At 70.4% G+C, this 17,367-nt stretch carries 15 protein-coding genes; 4 read left to right on the forward strand and 11 right to left on the reverse strand.

Annotated elements, in window-relative coordinates; translation table 11 throughout:
* Positions 1 to 39: 39 nt before the first annotated feature.
* The 3 genes from C3Y15_RS23440 to C3Y15_RS23450 form a co-directional block, all read right to left on the reverse strand.
* A complete protein-coding gene (locus C3Y15_RS23440; RefSeq protein WP_059734502.1) occupies positions 40 to 1,107 on the reverse strand; it encodes an ABC transporter ATP-binding protein in 1,068 nt (355 codons plus the stop codon).
* Positions 1,100 to 2,872, reverse strand: coding sequence for an iron ABC transporter permease (locus C3Y15_RS23445; RefSeq protein WP_014724978.1), 1,773 nt, complete (start codon positions 2,870 to 2,872; stop codon positions 1,100 to 1,102). The genes C3Y15_RS23440 and C3Y15_RS23445 overlap by 8 nt, the downstream gene beginning before the upstream one ends.
* Positions 2,873 to 2,989: 117 nt before the next feature.
* On the reverse strand, positions 2,990 to 4,078 hold the full coding sequence (locus C3Y15_RS23450) for an ABC transporter substrate-binding protein (protein WP_011882099.1): 1,089 nt from the start codon (positions 4,076 to 4,078) through the stop codon (positions 2,990 to 2,992).
* A 231-nt stretch (positions 4,079 to 4,309) separates the two neighbouring features.
* On the opposite strand from C3Y15_RS23450, the gene C3Y15_RS23455 reads away from it, so the two are divergent.
* Complete coding sequence (locus C3Y15_RS23455) at positions 4,310 to 4,984, forward strand: response regulator (RefSeq protein ID WP_011882100.1); 675 nt, start codon at positions 4,310 to 4,312, stop codon at positions 4,982 to 4,984.
* Positions 4,985 to 5,015: 31 nt separating this feature from the next.
* Positions 5,016 to 6,419 carry a sensor histidine kinase gene (locus C3Y15_RS23460; protein ID WP_059461081.1) on the forward strand — a complete coding sequence of 468 codons (1,404 nt, stop codon included), beginning with the start codon at positions 5,016 to 5,018 and terminating at the stop codon, positions 6,417 to 6,419.
* Between the two features lie 144 nt (positions 6,420 to 6,563).
* On the opposite strand, the gene C3Y15_RS23465 is transcribed toward C3Y15_RS23460, so the two are convergent.
* From C3Y15_RS23465 to C3Y15_RS23500, 8 genes are all read right to left on the reverse strand, one after another.
* The gene (locus tag C3Y15_RS23465) at positions 6,564 to 7,430 is read right to left on the reverse strand and encodes an MOSC N-terminal beta barrel domain-containing protein (RefSeq protein WP_124259683.1); all 867 of its coding nucleotides are present in this window, start codon (positions 7,428 to 7,430) and stop codon (positions 6,564 to 6,566) included.
* 130 nt (positions 7,431 to 7,560) lie between these two features.
* Positions 7,561 to 8,517, reverse strand: a complete 957-nt coding sequence (locus C3Y15_RS23470) for an ABC transporter substrate-binding protein (RefSeq protein WP_124259682.1) — start codon at positions 8,515 to 8,517, stop codon at positions 7,561 to 7,563.
* Positions 8,518 to 8,559: 42 nt separating this feature from the next.
* The gene (locus tag C3Y15_RS23475) at positions 8,560 to 9,753 is read right to left on the reverse strand and encodes a cytochrome c (RefSeq protein ID WP_124259681.1); all 1,194 of its coding nucleotides are present in this window, start codon (positions 9,751 to 9,753) and stop codon (positions 8,560 to 8,562) included.
* A 53-nt stretch (positions 9,754 to 9,806) separates the two neighbouring features.
* Entirely contained in the window at positions 9,807 to 10,631 is an 825-nt protein-coding gene (locus tag C3Y15_RS23480) for an ABC transporter ATP-binding protein (RefSeq protein ID WP_034193495.1), read from the reverse strand.
* Positions 10,625 to 11,713 carry an ABC transporter permease subunit gene (locus tag C3Y15_RS23485; RefSeq protein WP_059734493.1) on the reverse strand — a complete coding sequence of 363 codons (1,089 nt, stop codon included), beginning with the start codon at positions 11,711 to 11,713 and terminating at the stop codon, positions 10,625 to 10,627. The genes C3Y15_RS23480 and C3Y15_RS23485 overlap by 7 nt, the downstream gene beginning before the upstream one ends.
* 4 nt (positions 11,714 to 11,717) lie before the next feature.
* The gene (locus C3Y15_RS23490) at positions 11,718 to 12,752 is read right to left on the reverse strand and encodes an ABC transporter substrate-binding protein (RefSeq protein ID WP_011882107.1); all 1,035 of its coding nucleotides are present in this window, start codon (positions 12,750 to 12,752) and stop codon (positions 11,718 to 11,720) included.
* A 37-nt stretch (positions 12,753 to 12,789) separates the two neighbouring features.
* On the reverse strand, positions 12,790 to 13,635 hold the full coding sequence (locus tag C3Y15_RS23495) for a class II aldolase/adducin family protein (protein WP_011882108.1): 846 nt from the start codon (positions 13,633 to 13,635) through the stop codon (positions 12,790 to 12,792).
* A gap of 20 nt (positions 13,636 to 13,655) precedes the next feature.
* Positions 13,656 to 14,741, reverse strand: coding sequence for an LLM class flavin-dependent oxidoreductase (locus tag C3Y15_RS23500; RefSeq protein WP_011882109.1), 1,086 nt, complete (start codon positions 14,739 to 14,741; stop codon positions 13,656 to 13,658).
* A 353-nt stretch (positions 14,742 to 15,094) separates the two neighbouring features.
* Here C3Y15_RS23500 and C3Y15_RS23505 point away from each other — a divergent pair, with 353 nt between their 5' ends.
* Entirely contained in the window at positions 15,095 to 16,429 is a 1,335-nt protein-coding gene (locus C3Y15_RS23505; protein ID WP_069246499.1) for an acyl-CoA dehydrogenase family protein, read from the forward strand.
* A gap of 309 nt (positions 16,430 to 16,738) precedes the next feature.
* On the forward strand, positions 16,739 to 17,305 hold the full coding sequence (locus C3Y15_RS23510; RefSeq protein WP_014724967.1) for a cysteine dioxygenase: 567 nt from the start codon (positions 16,739 to 16,741) through the stop codon (positions 17,303 to 17,305).
* The last annotated feature ends 62 nt before the right edge of the window (positions 17,306 to 17,367 follow it).

Genomic DNA, 17,367 nt, shown 5'->3' on the forward strand with positions numbered 1-17,367 from the left:
GGTGGGGGATGCGGCGGCGCGCGGGCCGCCGCAGGCGGCTCAGCCCGCCTTCGCGAACGCCCAGCAGTCGTTGGCCGGGAATTCGATCCAGTGCGCGCCCGCCGCGCGCGGTGCGTGGCCGAACGCGCGCAGCCGCATGTCGCCGCGATGGAACAGGTATTCCCAGCGATCGCCGAGATACATCGACGTGACGAGATCGGCCTGCAGCCGGTTCGCGCCGGGGCCGTCGACGACCTGCACGCGTTCGAGCCGGATCACGGCCTGCGCGGGCTGGCCGGGCGCGAACGTGTCGCGCGCGAGCGCCTGCAGCTGCCAGCCGTCGCCGGCCAGCGTCACGCTCTCGCCGTCGACGGCCGCGACGCGCGCATCGATCCGGTTGTTGCTGCCCATGAATTCGGCCGTGTACAGCGAGCGCGGTGCGCCGTACAGCTCGGCCGGCGTGCCTTCCTGCTCGATGCGGCCGTTGCGCAGCAGCAGGATGCGGTCGGACATCGCCATCGCCTCGGTCTGGTCGTGCGTCACGCACAGCGCCGACAGCCCGAGCGACACGATCAGTTCGCGCAGCCACGCCCGCGCTTCCTCGCGCAGCTTCGCGTCGAGGTTCGACAGCGGCTCGTCGAGCAGGATCACCGGCGGGTTGTAGACGAGCGCGCGCGCGATCGCGACGCGCTGCTGCTGGCCGCCCGACAGTTGATGCGGGAAGCGTTCGGCCAGATGACCGAGGCCGAGCTGGTCGAGCGCGGCCTGCACGCGGCGCTTCTGTTCGGCAGCCGCCACGCGGCGCAGCGTGAGCCCGTAGCCGACGTTGTCGGCGACGGTGCGGTGCGGCCACAGCGCGTACGACTGGAACACGAGGCCGAGCGAGCGCTGTTCGACGGGCAGGTCGATGCGCTGTGCGCCGTCGAAGAACACGCGGCCGTCGAGCTGGATGCGCCCGCCGGACGGCTGTTCGAGGCCGGCCACCGCGCGCAGCAGCGTGGTCTTGCCGCTGCCCGACGCGCCGAGCAGGCACACGACTTCGCCGGCCTTCAGTTCGAACGACACGCCGTTGAGGATCGGGTTGGCGCCGTAGCTGAGATGCAGGTCGTCGACGATGAGCTTATCCATGAAGTTTCACTCCGAAGCGCAGGGCCACGCCGAGTCCGGCGCCGACCATCGCGATGTTGATGACAGACAGTGCGGCGACCTGGTCGACGGCGCCGGTCGCCCACAGCGACACGAGCAGCGCGCCGATCACTTCGGTGCCGGGCGACAGCAGGTAGACGGCCGTCGAGTATTCGCGCTCGAAGATCATGAAGATCAGCAGCCACGCGGCGAGCAGCCCGAAGCGCACGAGCGGCAGCGTCACGTCGAGCGACACGCGGCTGCGCGTCGCGCCGACGCTGCGGCCGGCTTCCTCGAGTTCCGGGCCGACCTGCAGCAGCGCGCTCTGGATCAGCCGCATCCCGTACGCGAGCCACACGACGGTGTACGCGATCCAGATGCTCCACATCGAGTTCTTCAGCTCGCGCAGGCCCGGCACGAACAGGAAGATCCACAGGAACGCGAGGCCGGCGAGCAGGCCCGGCACCGCGCGCGGCAGCAGCACGAGGTAGTCGAGCAGCCGGGTCGCCCAGTCGTGGCGGCGATGACCCGCGAACGCGACCAGCGAGTAGAAGCCGACCGCGAGCGCGCCGCCGATCACGCCGATGCCGAGCGTGTTGACGATCGCGCGCACGAGGTTGTCCTGCTCGAACAGTTCGACGAAGTTCGCCAGCGTCAGCACGTCGGCGAGCGGCACGCCTTCGCCCCAGTTGGTCACGAACGCGCGCAGCACGATGCCGGAGATCGGCACGATGACGGTCAGCGCGAGCCACAGCGCGACGATCGCGAGCGCGACCCAGCGCCATGCGCCGAGCGGCAGCACGGTCGAGCGGCCGGCCTTGCCCTTGACGGTGACGAAGCGGTTCGCCGTCTTCAGCAGCCGGCGCTGCAGCAGCACCAGCGGAAACGTGATCGCGACGATGCACACCGCGACCGCGGCCATCAGGTGATACGACGGCACGCCGAGCTTGTTGGTCAGCTTGTACAGGTAGGTCGCGAGCACGAGGTGGCCTTCGGGGTCGCCGAGCACGAGCGGCAGCCCGAACACCTCGAAGCCGAGGAAGAACACCAGCACGCCGGCGAACAGCAGCGCGGGCATCGTCATCGGCAGGCTCACGTCGAGCGCGACGCGGAACGGACGTGCGCCCGTCACGCGTGCGGCTTCCTCGACGTCCGAGCCGAGATTGCGCAGCGCCGCCGACGAGTACAGGTACACGTGCGGCACGTGCGTGAGGCCGACGATCACCGTGATTGCGAGGATCGAGTACACGTTCCACGGCACGTCCTGCACGCCGAACAGCTGCCGGAACCAGACCGAGTAGAAACCGACCGGGCCGGCCGCGACGACGTAGCCGAACGCGAGCACCATCGGCGACACGAACACCGGCGTGAGCAGCAGCGGCTCGAGCCAGCGGCGGCCGGGCAGGTCGGTGCGCACCATCACGAACGCCAGGATGCCGCCGAGCGGGATCGAGATGAACAGCATCCCGCCGGCGATGATGAACGAGTTCTTCACGGCCGACCAGAAATCGGGATCGGCGAAGATGAAGCGGAAGCCCTCGACGCCGAGCGTCTTGTTCGCGTCGAAGAACGGCGCGGTGAGCAGGCTCTGGAACAGGATGAAGCCGAGCGGCAGCGCGACCGCGATGGTCAGCACCGCGACGACGATCCAGCGCAGCATGCCGGCGAGCGGCTGCAGGCCGTTGGCCGGGAGCGCGGGGATCGCGTCGCCGGGGCCGGTGGTGCGCGCAACGGCCGGCGTCGTTGCCCGTGTGCTGGTTGAAAGCATGAGTACACCCCTGCGGCCATCCGGATGGCCGCCTACGGAAAGTCGGTAACGGGAAGCGGCCGGCCCGCGGCATTTTCGGCGGGCGGCCGGGGCTCGGCGGGTCAGCGCATCAGCGGATCAGCGCTTGATCGCCTGCTGCCATTGCTTCAGGAATGCGAGCCGCTTCGACTGGTCGAGATACACGAGCAGGCCGGTGCCGATCTGGATCGGCTTCAGCGAGTCGCCGAGCTCTTTCGTGAGGCTCGCGGCCGACGTTTCGCCGGCGACGTCCGTGCGGATCGCATACAGGTTCGCCTGGTTCGCGATCAGCGTCTGGCCGCGCTTCGACAGCAGATAGTCGACCCACAGCTTCGCGGCGTTCGGGTTCTTCGCCTTCTTCGAGATCGTCGCGAGGCGGCTCACGACCTGCGTGTAGTCCTTCGGAAACACGTAGCCGATCGACTTGTCCTTCTTCGCCTTCGCGTATGCATACGAGCCGATGATGTTGTAGCCGATCAGGTTCTCGCCGGACGAGATGCGCTCCATCATCGCGCCCGTGCTCGACTGCAGTTTCGGGCCGGTCGCGCCGATCGCCTTCACCAGCTCCCACGTGACCTTTTCGTTCACGTGCGCGTCCTGCGTCAGGTAGTTGAAGCCGACGCCGGACTTCTCGATGTCGTAGGTCGTGACCTTGCCCTTGAACTTGTCGGCCTGCGTCGTGAGCAGCCGGATCAGGTCGGCGCGCGTCTTCGGCACTTCGTTCTCGGGGATCAGGCGCTTGTTGTAGACGATCGCGAGCGGCTCGAACGTCGTGCCGTACGCCTGCTTCTGGTATTGCGCCCATTGCGGCACGTGCTGGCTTTCGGGCGAATCGTACGACGCCATCAGGCCGTCGTTGACGAGCTTCACCTGCAGGTCCATCGCGGAGCTCCACAGCACGTCGGCGCTCGTGCTGCTGGCGGCGTTCTCGCTGATGTAGCGGTTGTACAGCTCGGTGCTGTTCATATCGTTGTATTCGACCTTCACGCCGTACAGGCTTTCGAAGTCCTTGATCAGCGGGCGCACGAGGCCCGTGTCGGTGGTCGAGTAGACGATCAGCTTGCCTTCCTTCTTCGCGGCGTCCACGACGCCCTGATAGCTGCCCGGATATCCGGCGGGAACCTGTGCGACGGCGGTGCCCGCGACGAGTGCCAGCGCGGCGGCGAGCGGCTTCGGTGCAAACGGCATGTCTTCCTCCAGTGATGCGTGTGTGGTTCGAGTGACGCGGATGTTAATTGCGCGGCACTTTCATCCTGCTTTCATTTTCTTGAGCGATCGCGTCCGGCGGGTCATGGATTTCCCGGAGACGATGGGGCTGCGGGCGCGGCTGCGCGGGCGCGCAACCGGTATTTGCGCGAAGCGTCGGCGTGGAAAGGATCATGTAATGTAGCGGCCTGTCGCTGACCTTACGGAATCCGAATGCGTGTGCTGCTCGTCGAAGACAACCCGAACCTCGCGCAGTCGCTGCACGACGCGCTGAGCGCCGCGCGCTTCGCGGTCGATCACATGGCGGACGGCGAAGCCGCCGATCACGTGCTGCGCACGCAGGACTACGCGCTGGTGATCCTCGATCTCGGGCTGCCGAAGCTCGACGGGCTCGAGGTGCTGCGCCGCTTGCGCGCGCGTCGCAATCCGGTGCCGGTGCTGATTCTCACGGCGCACGGTTCGGTCGAGGACCGCGTGAAGGGGCTCGATCTCGGCGCCGACGATTATCTGGCCAAGCCGTTCGAACTGACGGAGCTGGAGGCGCGCGCCCGCGCGCTGATCCGGCGCAGCCTCGGCCACGAGCACTCGCGGATCGAATGCGGGCCGCTCGCGTACGACAGCGTCGACCGCAGCTTCCAGCTCGCCGGCGCTGCGCTGTCGCTCACGCCGCGCGAACGCTCGGTGCTGGAGGTGCTGATCCTGCGCAACGGCCGCGCGATCAACAAGGAGACGCTGTCGGAGAAGATCTTCGGGCTCGACGAGTCGGTGAACGCGGACGCGATCGAGATCTACGTGTACCGGCTGCGGAAAAAGCTGGAGAACACCGGCGTCGCGATCGTCACGCTGCGCGGGCTCGGCTACCTGCTCGAAGCGAAGGCCGCCGCATGAGGCGCGCGCCGACGCATCCGCGGGCGGCGGCGTGACGATCCGCCCGAACCTGCGCACGCAGGTCGCGCTGTGGCTGCTGCTGCCGCTGCTCGGCCTGCTCGCGCTCGACTCGTGGCTCACCTACCAGCGCGCGATGAGCGCCGCGCACGTCGCGTTCGACCGCACGCTGTCGTCGTCGCTGAAGTCGATCCGGGAAGGCGTGCGGCTCAACGACGGCGAGATCGAGGTCGACCTGCCGTATCTCGCGCTCGAGATGTTCGAGTCCGGGGACGGCGGCAAGATCTACTACCTGATCCGCGACGATCGCGGCCGCACGATCACCGGCTACCCCGACCTGCCGCTGCCGCCGCGCGGCGGCGCGCTGTTCGTCACGCAGTACTACGACGTCGTGTATCGCGGCGAGCAGTTGCGGATGGCCGCACTGCGCGTGCCCGTCCACGACGTGCCGAGCGCGCAGACGCGCATCGTGTGGGTGATGGTCGGCGAGACGATCGAGGCGCGCCAGGCGCTCGCGCGCGAGATCCTGACCGGGTCGCTGCTGCAGGAAGGGCTGCTGGTCGTGCTGGCGCTCGGGATCGTGTGGCTCGGCGTCGGGCGCGGGCTGCGACCGCTGAACCGGCTGTCGGCGACGGTCGCCGCGCGCAGCGACGGCGATCCGACGCCGCTCGACACGGCCGGCATGCCGAGCGAACTCGCGCCGCTGGTCGAGTCGATCAATCTGTACATCGCGCGCACGCAGCGGATGCAACTGGCGCGGCGGCGTTTCTTCGCGGATGCCGCCCATCAGCTGAAGACGCCGCTCGCCGCCGTGCAGGCGGGTGTCGAACTGGCGCTGCGGCCCGACGAGCAGCCGCGCGCGACTGCGCATCTGCGGCGCGCGAACGGCGCCGTGCGGCAGGCGGCGAAGATCGTCCAGCAATTGCTGTCGCTGTCGCGGCTCGATTCGGACAGCGGCCACGCGGTCGCGCATCAGCCGGTCGCGCTGCACCGGATCGCCCGCAGCGCGACGCTCGACTGGTCGCCGGTCGCGCGTGCGCGCGACATCGACCTCGGCTTCGAGCACGACGCCGACGTCGACGTCGACGTACTCGGTCAGCCGGACCTGCTCGGCGAACTGATCGGCAACCTGATCGACAACGCGATCCGCTACGCGGGCGACCGCGCGGTGATCACCGTGCGCGTGTCGCGCGACGGCGCGCACGCGCGCCTCGACGTGATCGACGACGGGCCGGGCATTCCGGCCGGCGAGCGCGATGCGGTGTTCGAACGTTTTCATCGCGGCAGCACCACGCAGACGATCGAGGGCACCGGGCTCGGGCTGTCGATCGTGCGCGAGATCGCGCGCGTGCATCGAGGCAGCGTGACGCTCGCCGATGCGGACGGCGGGGGATTGATCGTGACGGTGTGGCTGCCGGTGTTGCCGGAGGCGGGGTAGGGACTGGTGGTGGAGGCCGAGCGGCTGAGGCGGCCGGTACGAACGAGCCTCGGAACCGGCGCGTCAGAAGGCGGCGCTACGAACGAACGTTGGCGCCGAGCAGCAGCAAAACCGACGCGCCGCGAGCGACGCGTCCACTTCCCCTCAGTCCCCGAACCCCAGCTGCGCGTCGAGCGCCTGCCCGACTTCGAGCCATGCGCCCGCGCCCGCGACGACGATCGCGTTGATGCCGAACGTCAGCGCACCGTCGAAGTTCGGATTCGCGCGATACGTCTGCATCGTGTCGGTCGGCTCGTGCGGCCATTGCGGGTTCGGCTTGCCGCTCGCCTGGTCGATCGTCGGGATCGGGCAGCGCGTGCACAGCTTCACGAGGCGCAGCCGCACGGGCGTCGCGCCGGCCGCGTCGAGATGCTCGACGAAGTCTTCCTCGTACGCATCGAGGTCCGACACGACGAGGTTCGGGCGGAAGCGGTTCATCGGAATCGCGGGCGCGCCTTTCGCGGCGAGCCGCGCGTTCAGGTCGTCGAGCGACGACTGGCCGATCACGAGCAGCGGATAGCCGTCGGCGAACTGCGTGTGGGTATCGACGTCGCCGGTCCATTTGCGGTTGCAGCCGCGGCGCGCGCCGTCGCCGAAGCGGGCGAGCTTCAACGGCGTACCGACGAATTGCGTGAGCCATGCGGCCGTCTCGGCGCCCGTGTCGATCGCGTCGACGGTGTCGCGCCACACGGTCGCCGCCATCGCGGGCGTGGCGGGCGTCGCATCGCCGTCGAGCGGCGTGCGGATCTCGGGCATGCCCGGCGCGTTCAGCACCAGCGCGTCGTGCTCGAGCGCGGTGCGGATCAGCGCGAGCCGCGGATGCGTGCGCTGCGTGATCATCATCCCGTCGGGTGTGGTGATCAGCCAGTGGCGATCGTACGCGAGGCCCGTCTCCAGCAATTGCGCGCGCGGCAGCGCGATGCCGGCGCAGGATTTGATCGGGTAGACGAACAGTTCTGAAATGGCTGGCATGACGCTGGCTGGCAAACACGGGATGGGCGAATCGCGATTGTGCCAGATCGTGCGCCGGCCGTTTGGACGGTTGCTCGCGTGTTTGCCTGCGCCTGCCTGCCTGCCTGCCTGCGCGCGCGGCGCCGGCCGGTCACGCGAGCGGGAAGCCGCGGTCGAACGTCGCGCGCACGTCGAGCGACTCGCGCAGCAGCCCGGCCTTCAGATAGAAATCGGCGGTGCGCTGCTGCTGCGCGATCACCGCCGCGTCGATCGGTTGCCAGCGCGTGTTGCGCCGCTCGAACTGCAGCTTTGCCGCCGCCGGCGGGATGCCGATGATGCGCGCGAGCGTCGCGGAATACGCGTCGACGTGCCGGTACGACCATGCCTGCGCACGCACCACGCGTTGCACGAAGTCGCGCAGCACGTCGCGCTTCGCCGCGATCGCGGCATCGGTGGCCGCGATGTAGCTGAGGCCCGACCACAGCCCGCGGCCGTTGACGAGCACGCGCGCGCGGCCGCTCGTTTCGGCGAGCGCGGTGTACGGTTCCCACGTCGCCCATGCGTCGATCGATCCGGTGGCGAGCGCAAGCATCGTGTCGGCCGGCGGCAGGAAGCGGAACGACACGGCGTCGGGCGGCAGGCCGGCCGCATCGAGCGCCTTCAGCGTGACGAAATGGCCGATCGAGCCGCGCGTGGTGCCGATGCGCTTGCCCTTCAGATCGGCCGTGTCTTTCAGCGCTGCGTCGGGCCGCACGAGCACCGCGGTGCCGTATGGGTCCGAGCGGTTCGCGCCGATCACCTTGAGGCGCGCGCCCGACGCGAGCGCGAAGATCACCGGCGCGTCGCCGATCGGCCCGCAGTCGACGGCCGCTGCGTTCAGCGCTTCGGCGAGCGGCGCGGCGGCCGGAAACTCGGTCCACGCGATGTCGTAGGCGACGCCGTTCAGCTCGCCGGCCGCTTCGAGCAGCGCGCGCAGCCCGCCTTTCTGGTCGCCGGCGCGCAGCAGCGGCCGCGTGCCCGATTGCGCATGGAGGATGGCCGGCGTGGTGCCGAAGGTGGCGGCGAGTGCGCTGGCCTGCGCGAGGAAGTGGCGTCGGTTCGGATTCATCGTCGGGTCGGTTCGGTTCGGGCGGAGAAACGGTTCGGGGTGTCAATGCGGCAGCCCGGCCTGCACGTCCTGCACGGGCTCGCTGTCCACGCGCAGCAGCAGCGCGGTCAGCGGATCGGCGTTTGCGGCGGCGTCGGACGGGCGCGTGCTCGTCTGCGCGCGGCATAGCAGGTCGTCGGCGGACCAGCCGGCGCTGCCCGGCAATGCGCGGGCGCGTAGCCAGCCGCGCCGGTCGGCGAGCAGCTGCGTGCCGCCGAACGCATCGGGCGGCACGCCCGCGATCGTCGCGAACGCCTGCCATGCGCCGGCCGTCGTCGCGACGCAGTTCGCGCGTGCGCCGGCCGGCGCGTCCGGTGCGGCCGACATACGAGCGTCGTCCCCGGTCAAGATCAGCGTCTGCCAGCGCGGATCCTCGCGAGGCGGCGTGGCGCCCGCGGCGAGCGCGACGATCCGCACGCGCTGGCCATCGCGCCAGCGCGCGAGCGGCTGCGGCGCCGCATCGCCGCAGCGCACGTCGAGCGCCGGCAGCGGGACGGGCACGGGCCACGCGCCCTCGGCGCGCGCACCGCTGCCGGCCGACAGCGCTTTCAGGTAATCGAGCACGGCCCACGTGTCGGCCGGCCCGAGCGTCGCCGCAAAGCCCGGCATCGAGGTCGCGCCGTGCGCGTCGCGGGTGCCGTGGCGCACGCGCCAGTACAGTTCGCCGTCCAGCCGCCGCGCGAGCAGCGCGCCCGCGAAGGTCGGCGGCCAATGCGCGAGCGTCGCCGCGAGCGGTCCCTCGCCGCGGCCGTCCGCACCATGACAGGCCGCGCAATGCTGCCCATACAGGCGCGCGCCGTGCATCACGTTCGCGACGGAAAACGGTTCGGGATTGCGCTGGAAGCTGGTCGGCACGGCGGGCGCGAGCCACAGCGAAGCCGGCGGCCACGGCGCGAAGCAAGCGCCGGCGAGCCCGGCGATCGACGCGGCCGCACGGTACTTGCGGCTCGCGATCGCGACGCAGCCGAGCGCCGCGGCGAACACGGTCGCCGCGACGGCGAACGCAAGCTGCCGCGTGAGGCCGGCGTCGATGCGCAGCGTTTCGAGCGCGACCCGCTGCGCCCACGGCCACGCGGCCTGGCCGTCGGCGTCGCCGGTCAGGCCCAGCGCATGGAGCGTTTGCGCACACGCGAGCTGCGCGCGATACAGCAGTTGCAGGAACCGCAGCGCCCAATCGGCAAACGGCAGCGCGTTCATCCGCGCCGCGCGTGTCGAGGCAAAGCGCCGGTTCGGCGAGCGACGCCGTGCATCTACCAGCTCGCATCGAGTCCGAGATGCCGCAGCGCCTCGTGGCGCAGCTCGGCGAGCCGCGGATCGCCGCGATGGCGCGGATAGGGCAGGTCGACGCGCAGCTCCGCGACGATGCGCGCCGGCCGCGGCCCGAACACGATCACGCGCTGGGCGAGAAACAGCGCCTCCTCGACATCGTGCGTGACGAGCAGCGCCGAGAAGCCGTCGCGTTGCCACAGCGCGGTGAGCTCGGCCTGCATGGTCAGGCGCGTCAGCGAATCGAGCTTGCCGAGCGGCTCGTCGAGGATCAGCAGGCGCGGGTCATTGACGAGCGCGCGCGCCAGCGCGACGCGTTGCGCCATCCCGCCCGACAGCTGATGCGGAAACGCGTTCGAGAATTCCTGCAGCCCGACGCGCGCCAGCGCATCGTCGACGCGATGCTGGGCGCGGCGCGCGACGCCGCGCGCTTCGAGGCCGAGCGCGACGTTGGCGCGCACGCGACGCCACGGGTAGAGCGTCGGGTCCTGGAACACGACGATCCGCGACGGGTCGGGCTGCTCGATCGGCACGCCGTCCTGCGCGATCGTGCCTTGCCGCGCGGCATCGAGCCCGGCGACGAGCCGCAGCAGCGTCGATTTCCCGCAGCCGCTCGGCCCGAGCAGCGCGACGAACTCGCCGGCGGCGACCGACAGCGTGACGTCGTCGAGCACCGGCAGCGGGCCGCCGGGGCCGTCGAACGCATGACTGACGCGGCGGACGTCGATACGTGCACCGCGCGGCGGCGTGGCGTTTCCGGCGACGGGCGCGGTCGCGGCGAGCGGTTCCACAGCGGCGGCGCTTACCATTTGACGGTTCCTTTCTGCCAGGCGAGCACGCGGTCGCGCACGGCGAACAGCAGCGCGATCAGCCCGGAAAACAGCAGCGCCATCACGATCAGCGCCGCATACATGTTCACGTACGATGCCCAGCCCTGCGCCCAGCTCAGATACCAGCCGAGCCCCGACTTGACGCCCATCATCTCGGCCACGACGAGCACCGTGAACGATGCGCTGAGCCCCATGAAGATGCCGACGAACACGTGCGGGAGCGCGGCCGGAATCGCGACCCGCAACACCAGGAAGCGGGCGTTCGCGCCGAGCGTGCGGGCGACGTCGTAGTACTGCCGGTTCACGCTCGCGACGCCCGACCACGTCAGCACCGCGACCGGGAAGCCGGTGGCCAGCGCGATCAGGAACGCGGCGGCCGAATAGCTGGTCGGGAAGAAGTAGAACGTGAGCGGCAGCAGCGCGGTGGCCGGCACCGGCCCGAGCACACGCAGCACCGGATGCACCCAGTAGCCGATGCGGCGCGACCAGCCGATCGACACGCCGACCGCGAACCCGACCGCGACGCCGTACGCGAAGCCGATCGACAGCAGCTTCAGCGTGTTGGCGGCGCTGCCGGCGAGGCGCGGCCAGTCGTCGACGTAGACCTCGATGAGCGCCTGCGGCGGCGCGAAGAACGGCGTCGGCAGCCAGGCGGTTTTCGCGGTCGCGACCTCCCACGCGGCGAGCACGAGCGGCAGCGCGACGAGCCACGGGCCGGCCGGCCGCACGCGGGCGAGCTGCGCGCGCGTGGCCGGCACGCGCTGGCCGAGCGTCGCGGCGAGCAGCAGCAGCGCGGCGATCGCCCATGCGGCGGCGCCGAACGCGTCGGTATACGCCCAGTCGCTGAAACCGGCGATGCGGTTGGGCCACAGCCGCGTCAGCGCGCCGAGCGCGCTCCACGCGAGCGCGGCGGCGACGCCGGTCGGCCAGTTGCGCGCGCGGCGCGCTTCGGCGGCGAGCGTCGCGTCGCAGGCCGTGCAGCCGGCCGCGGACGCGGCGGCCGCGGATGCGCCCGCGATGGACGCGCGGCGTGCGGCGGAGGCGGGTTCGATCGTCGACATCGGCTCACCCCAGCACGTTCGCATAGACCTGCTGCGCGAAGCGCTGCGGGTCGGTGCTTTTCTTCAGCACGTTGATGCGGCGGAAATCGTCCGCATAGAACGCGATTTCCTGCTGCAGGTCGACGTTGGTCGGATGGTGCGTGTAGGTCAGCGTCGCGTACAGCTTGCGCAGGTCGTCGGGGCTGATCTTCGGCGAATACTTCGCGAACACCTTCGCGGCTTCGTTCGGGTTGTCGTGCGTGTATTCGGTGGCCTGCACGATCGAGCGCGCGAGCGCGGCCGCGGCCGGCCGATCGTTGCGCACCAGTTCGCCGCGCGCGCCGATCACGCAGCACACCTTGCGCGCGTATTCGCCGGACAGGTTCGTCGCGAGTTCCGCATACGCGCCGTTGCTGCGCTTTTCGAGCAGGTAGAGGTTCGGGTCGCCGTCGGCGATCGCCTGGATCTCGCCCTTGTCGACGGCGACGCCGAGCAGGTCGGCCGGATACTGGCGCCACGTGATGTCGCGCTCGGGGTCGATGCCGTTCTTCGCGAGCAGGATCGAGAAGAAGTGCTTGCCGGGCGCGGCGAGATCGCTGACGCCGACCGTCTTGCCCTTCAGCGCCTGCAGCGTCGTGACGCCGGCCGCCTTCGCGCCGACGAGCCGCACGCAGCCGCCGTGCGAGCTGCCGATGATCTTCACGTCGAAGCCGGCTTCGAGCGGCTTGAGCCAGCGATGGATCATCCCGACCGCGGCGTCGGCCTTGCCGGTCGCGATCGCTTCGAGCAGCTGGTCGGTCGAGCCGCTGTAGTTGATCAGGTCGACCTTCAGCCCGTTCTTCTCGAAGAAGCCGCGTTCCTGCGCGACGACGATCGGCGTCAGGCAGAACGCGTTCTGGTTCCATGCGAACGTGAGCTTTTTCAGCGGCGCCGCGGACCAGGCCTTGCGGCCCAGCGTGATCGCGGGCGCGGCCAGCGCGACGGCGCCGGCCGCGCGCAGCAGCCGGCGACGCTGGTGGTGGCGGGCGCCGGCCGGCGCGGATGCGGTGGTATCGGTCATTCGTGTGGTCTCCGGTTCCGGTCGTGCGCAAGGGCGCTCAGTCGAGCAGGTCGGGTTCGTCGGCGACGACGCGTTGGAACAGGCTGTCGAACGCGTGCAACGCGCCGTCCGGGCCGCCGATCTGGCCGTGCGTGTGCCGCGCGGTCGCATGATCGATCGGTTGCGGCGTGCCGGCCGCTTCGGCCAGCAACTGCGTATGCGCGGCGTTGTCGAGCGCGATGTACCACCACGCGGCCGCCTCGACGCTCGGGCCGGCCGTCAGGATGCCGTGGTTCTTCAGGATCACGCCCTTGTGCGTGGAGCCGTCGGGCCGCGCGAGCGCATCGGCGATGCGCGCGCCTTCGCTGGTGTCGACGACCATTCCCGTGAAGTCGTTGAACAGCGCGTGGTCCTCGTAGAACACGCACGCGTCCTGCGTGAGCGGATCGAGCGGGCGGCCGAGTGTCGACCACGCCTTGCCGTAGGTCGAATGCGTATGGGCGGCCGCGACGAGATGCGGATGCGCGTCGTGAATCGCCGCGTGGATCGCGAACGCGGCCTTGTTCAGCGGCCGGCTGCCGATCGCGGTTTCGCCGCGCGCGTTGACGAGCAGCAGGTCCGACACCTTGATCTGCGAAAAATGCACGCCGAGCGGATTCACCCAGAAGTGGTCGGGCAGCTCCGGATCACGCGCGGTGATGTGGCCGGCGAGCCCGGCCGCGAAGCCGAAGCGCGCGAACAGGCGGAACGCGGCCGCGAGCCGCTCCTGACGGTGGCGGCGCTCGGCGGCGACGTCGATGCGCGGGGCCGGCGGATCGAACCAGAAGTGCTGGCGCGGCGCCTCGGCGAGCACGAGGCCCGACGCGGTGCGCGTGCGCGACGTGGAAGACAGGACGGCGGACATGGCGGCGGTCTCCGTGCGCGTCAGGCGGCGCGGCGCGCGGCGTCGCGGGCGGCGACGCCGCTGCGCACGCGCGGGATCAGTTCGCGGCCGTAGTCGAGCGCGTCCTCGAGCGGATCGAAGCCGCGGATCAGGAACGTCGTCACGCCGAGGTCGTAGTAGTCGAGCAAGGCGTCGGCGACCTGTTCGGGCGTGCCGACCAGCGCGGTCGAATTCGAGCGCGCGCCGGTGAGTTTCGCGATCTCGGTCCACAGCCGCTTGTCGACGCGCGAGCCGCGCTCGGCCGCCGCGAGCAGACGCCGTGCGCCTTCGCTCTGCTGCGGGTCGCCGGTGCCCAGACCTGCGGCTTCGCGCAGCCGGCGCGTTTCGTCGAGGATGCGGTGGGCGCGCGCCCACGCTTCGTCCTCGGTGGCCGCGAGGATCGGCCGGAACGACACGGAGAAGCGCACCTGCCGGCCGTGTTTCGCGGCTTCGGCGCGCACGCGGGTCGTGAGGTCGCGCACCTGGTCGAGCGATTCGCCCCACAGCGCATAGACGTCCGCGTGCTTGCCGGCGACCGCGAGCGCCGCTTCCGACGCGCCGCCGAAATAGATCGGCACGTGCGGCTTTTGGTGCGGCTTCACTTCCGAGTAGCCCTGCCTGAAGCGATAGTGCGCGCCGTCGTGATCGAACGGCTGCGACTCGGTCCAGATGCGGCGCAGGATGCCGAGATATTCGTCGGTGCGCGCATAGCGTGCGTCGTGGTCGAGGAAATCGCCGTCGCGCTGCTGCTCGCTGTCGGAGCCGCCCGAGATGAAGTGCACGGCGAGGCGGCCGCGGCTGAACTGGTCGAGCGTCGCGATCTCCCGCGCGGCGAGCGTCGGCGCGATGAAGCCGGGACGATGCGCGAGCATGAAGTGAATGCGCTCGGTCGCGGCGGCGGCGAACGCGATCGTCAGCGTCGCGGACGGGCTGGTCGAGTGATGCGGGACGAGAATTCGGTCGAAGCCGGCCGTTTCATGGGCGCGCGCGAAGTCGCGCACGTAGTCGGGGTCGACGGCCGGGCCAGTGGCCGGATGAATTTCCGACTGCTTCTGGCTCTGGATCATGCCGATGAATTCAACGCTCATCTCGGTCTCCGATGCAAGGAAGGCCCGCCGTGCCAGCTGCGGCCGGCGGGGCAGGAATGCAGCGCAGATTACCGTCCGGATCAGGCGCAACGGAAATAACGATTGCCGATTTCAATATCAGATTTGCATGGTTTGGGCGGGCACCATGCTGCGCATACGCTGTGCGCTCCGAATGGATCGACAGGGCGTCTGCCGGCGCTTGTGCGGGCTTGCTGCTGCACGGGCGCAAACGGTCGGCGCGCACGCATGCCGAGCGGCGAAGTCGGCGCGCAGACGGCCGTCGGCGCGGGCACGACGCTCGCGCGTCGATCCAACGCTGCCCCGCTACCCGTCACCGAAGGGAAACCGTACCGATGTCCGCCAGCCTTGCCGCTTCCGCGCCGCTTCCGGCGCAATCGTCACTGCGTCATCTGCCCGCCGACGATGCACGCGTCGCCGCGTTGCTCGAGCGGCTCGCGCCCGAACTCGCCGCCGACGCCGCGCGCAACGACGTCGACGGCCGTTTCCCGCACGAGAACTTCGCGCGGCTGCATCGCGCCGGGCTGATCGCGCAGGTCGTGCCGCGCGAGCATGGCGGCGCGGGCGCGACGCTCGCGCAGGCGAGCCGCATCGTCGCCGCGATCGCGCGCGCCGACCCGGCGACCGCGCTGGTGCTGACGATGACGTATCTGCAGCATCGCGCGCTCGGCCGTGCGGACAGCCGCTGGCCTGCGCGCGTGAGGCGCGCGGTGTTCGACAGCGCCGTCGACGAAGGTGCGCTGATCAACGCGTTGCGGGTCGAGCCGGCGCTCGGCTCGCCGTCGCGCGGCGGGCTGCCGGAGACGATCGCGCGCCGCGACGGCGACGGCTGGCGGCTGTCGGGCCACAAGCTGTACAGCACCGGGATTCCGGCGCTGCGCTGGCTGGCCGTCTGGGCGCGCACCGACGAGCCAGAGCCGCGCGTCGGCGTGTTCCTGGTGCGGCGCGACGGCGACGGGCACGACGACGCGCGGATTCGTGTGATCGAAAGCTGGGATCATCTGGGCCTGCGCGCGTCGGGCAGCCACGAGGTCGTGTTCGACGACGTGTGGCTGCCCGCCGATCATGCGGTCGACGTGCGCGCGCCCGGCGCGTGGGCCGTGTCGGCCGCGAGCCACGCGGACATCGACGCGCAGACCGACCAGCAGGCATGGATGGTCGCGCTGCTCGGCAGTCTCTACGATGCGGTCGCGCGCGCGTCGCGCGACTGGCTGCTCGGGTTCGCGACGACCCGCGCGCCGAGCGGTCTCGGCGCGCCGCTCGCGACGCTGCCGCGCGTGCAGGAGGCCATCGGCGAGATCGAAGGCTGGCTGCACGCGAACCGCGTGCTGCTCGACGAGCACATCGCGCGCACCGATGCGGGCGACGCGCCGACGGTGACGACGAGCGGCCTCGTCAAGCGAACCGTGACGGAGCAGGCGATCCGCGTCGTCGAGCATGCGTTGAAGCTGTCCGGCAACCACGGGTTGAGCCGCCACAATCCGCTCGAACGTCACTATCGCGACGTGCTGTGCGGACGCGTGCATACGCCGCAGGACGATGCGATCGCGGTGGCGGCCGGCCGCGCGGCGCTCGAGGCGGCGGCGGCGGCGCGCAGCGCGCCGAGCGACGGCGCGAGTTCGCGCAGCGCGCCGCACGCTGCGCGGCCGTTCGATCGAGGCGATGCGTAAGGACGGCGATGGGGCATACCGCGCAGGCCGGACCACGCCGTGCGTGCGTCGCCGAACGGGCTCGAGCCGCCACATCGGCGCGCCGGGCGAAGGCGCCGCAGACTTGCGCGGGACTTCGCACGCGATGCGCGATCACTGGCTGCGTGATCCCGAGCCCCGCCGAGGTGCGGCTCGGTCCGGCCCGGCGTTCGGCAACGCACGACCACCACAAAGCATCGATATCGCTGATTTTCACGTTTGTTCTGCATGCACGACCAGGTGCATCATGACGATCGATCAAGCCGGGCATTTTTATTCGAGGAGACCCCGATGAGTACGCTTTCGTTGCAGCACACGCCGCTGCGCCCGTTCGTCGAAGGCCTGGGCGCCTTGCTCGCGTCCGGCGCGAACGAGGCGCGCATCCTCGACGACGGCGGCGCGCTGCTCGCCGCGCTGGTCGCGCGCGACGACTGGCTGCCCGACGCGTTCGCGCAACCCGATCCCGAGCGCTACCGGCAGTACCTGCTGCATCTCGACCCCGACGAACGGTTTTCCGTCGTCAGCTTCGTGTGGGGCCCCGGCCAGGCCACGCCGATCCACAACCACACGGTGTGGGGGCTGATCGGCATGCTGCGCGGCGGCGAGTTTTCGCAGCCGTACCGGCTCGACCCGACCGGCAAGCCGGTGCCGTCGGGCGACGCAGTGCGGCTGCAGCCGGGCGAGGTCGAGGCCGTGTCGCCGCGCATCGGCGACATCCATCGCGTGACCAATGCGTACGCCGATCAGGTGTCGATCAGCATCCACGTCTATGGCGCGAACATCGGCAAGGTCGAGCGCGCCGTGTTCCTGGACGACGGCACCGTGAAGCCGTTCATCTCCGGCTATTCGAACGCATGACCCGCAGCGCGGCGGGCCGCGCCCGGCGCGCCCGGCATCCATCCGACGCCCGCTTCGCTTTT

The sequence above is a fragment of the Burkholderia sp. B10 genome (genome assembly GCF_004368385.1).
GTDB classification, from domain to species: domain Bacteria; phylum Pseudomonadota; class Gammaproteobacteria; order Burkholderiales; family Burkholderiaceae; genus Burkholderia; species Burkholderia vietnamiensis.

What these genes read in the sequence shown, in the direction of transcription:
- C3Y15_RS23440 (WP_059734502.1), bottom strand. Translation starts at nt 1,107, where the DNA reads ATGGATAAGCTCATCGTCGACGACCTGCATCTCAGCTACGGCGCCAAC.
- C3Y15_RS23500 (WP_011882109.1), bottom strand. Translation starts at nt 14,741, where the DNA reads ATGAGCGTTGAATTCATCGGCATGATCCAGAGCCAGAAGCAGTCGGAA.
- C3Y15_RS23445 (WP_014724978.1), bottom strand. Translation starts at nt 2,872, where the DNA reads ATGCTTTCAACCAGCACACGGGCAACGACGCCGGCCGTTGCGCGCACC.
- C3Y15_RS23465 (WP_124259683.1), bottom strand. Translation starts at nt 7,430, where the DNA reads ATGCCAGCCATTTCAGAACTGTTCGTCTACCCGATCAAATCCTGCGCC.
- C3Y15_RS23450 (WP_011882099.1), bottom strand. Translation starts at nt 4,078, where the DNA reads ATGCCGTTTGCACCGAAGCCGCTCGCCGCCGCGCTGGCACTCGTCGCG.
- C3Y15_RS23490 (WP_011882107.1), bottom strand. Translation starts at nt 12,752, where the DNA reads ATGACCGATACCACCGCATCCGCGCCGGCCGGCGCCCGCCACCACCAG.
- C3Y15_RS23495 (WP_011882108.1), bottom strand. Translation starts at nt 13,635, where the DNA reads ATGTCCGCCGTCCTGTCTTCCACGTCGCGCACGCGCACCGCGTCGGGC.
- C3Y15_RS23480 (WP_034193495.1), bottom strand. Translation starts at nt 10,631, where the DNA reads ATGGTAAGCGCCGCCGCTGTGGAACCGCTCGCCGCGACCGCGCCCGTC.
- C3Y15_RS23510 (WP_014724967.1), top strand. Translation starts at nt 16,739, where the DNA reads ATGAGTACGCTTTCGTTGCAGCACACGCCGCTGCGCCCGTTCGTCGAA.
- C3Y15_RS23470 (WP_124259682.1), bottom strand. Translation starts at nt 8,517, where the DNA reads ATGAATCCGAACCGACGCCACTTCCTCGCGCAGGCCAGCGCACTCGCC.
- C3Y15_RS23505 (WP_069246499.1), top strand. Translation starts at nt 15,095, where the DNA reads ATGTCCGCCAGCCTTGCCGCTTCCGCGCCGCTTCCGGCGCAATCGTCA.
- C3Y15_RS23485 (WP_059734493.1), bottom strand. Translation starts at nt 11,713, where the DNA reads ATGTCGACGATCGAACCCGCCTCCGCCGCACGCCGCGCGTCCATCGCG.
- C3Y15_RS23475 (WP_124259681.1), bottom strand. Translation starts at nt 9,753, where the DNA reads ATGAACGCGCTGCCGTTTGCCGATTGGGCGCTGCGGTTCCTGCAACTG.
- C3Y15_RS23455 (WP_011882100.1), top strand. Translation starts at nt 4,310, where the DNA reads ATGCGTGTGCTGCTCGTCGAAGACAACCCGAACCTCGCGCAGTCGCTG.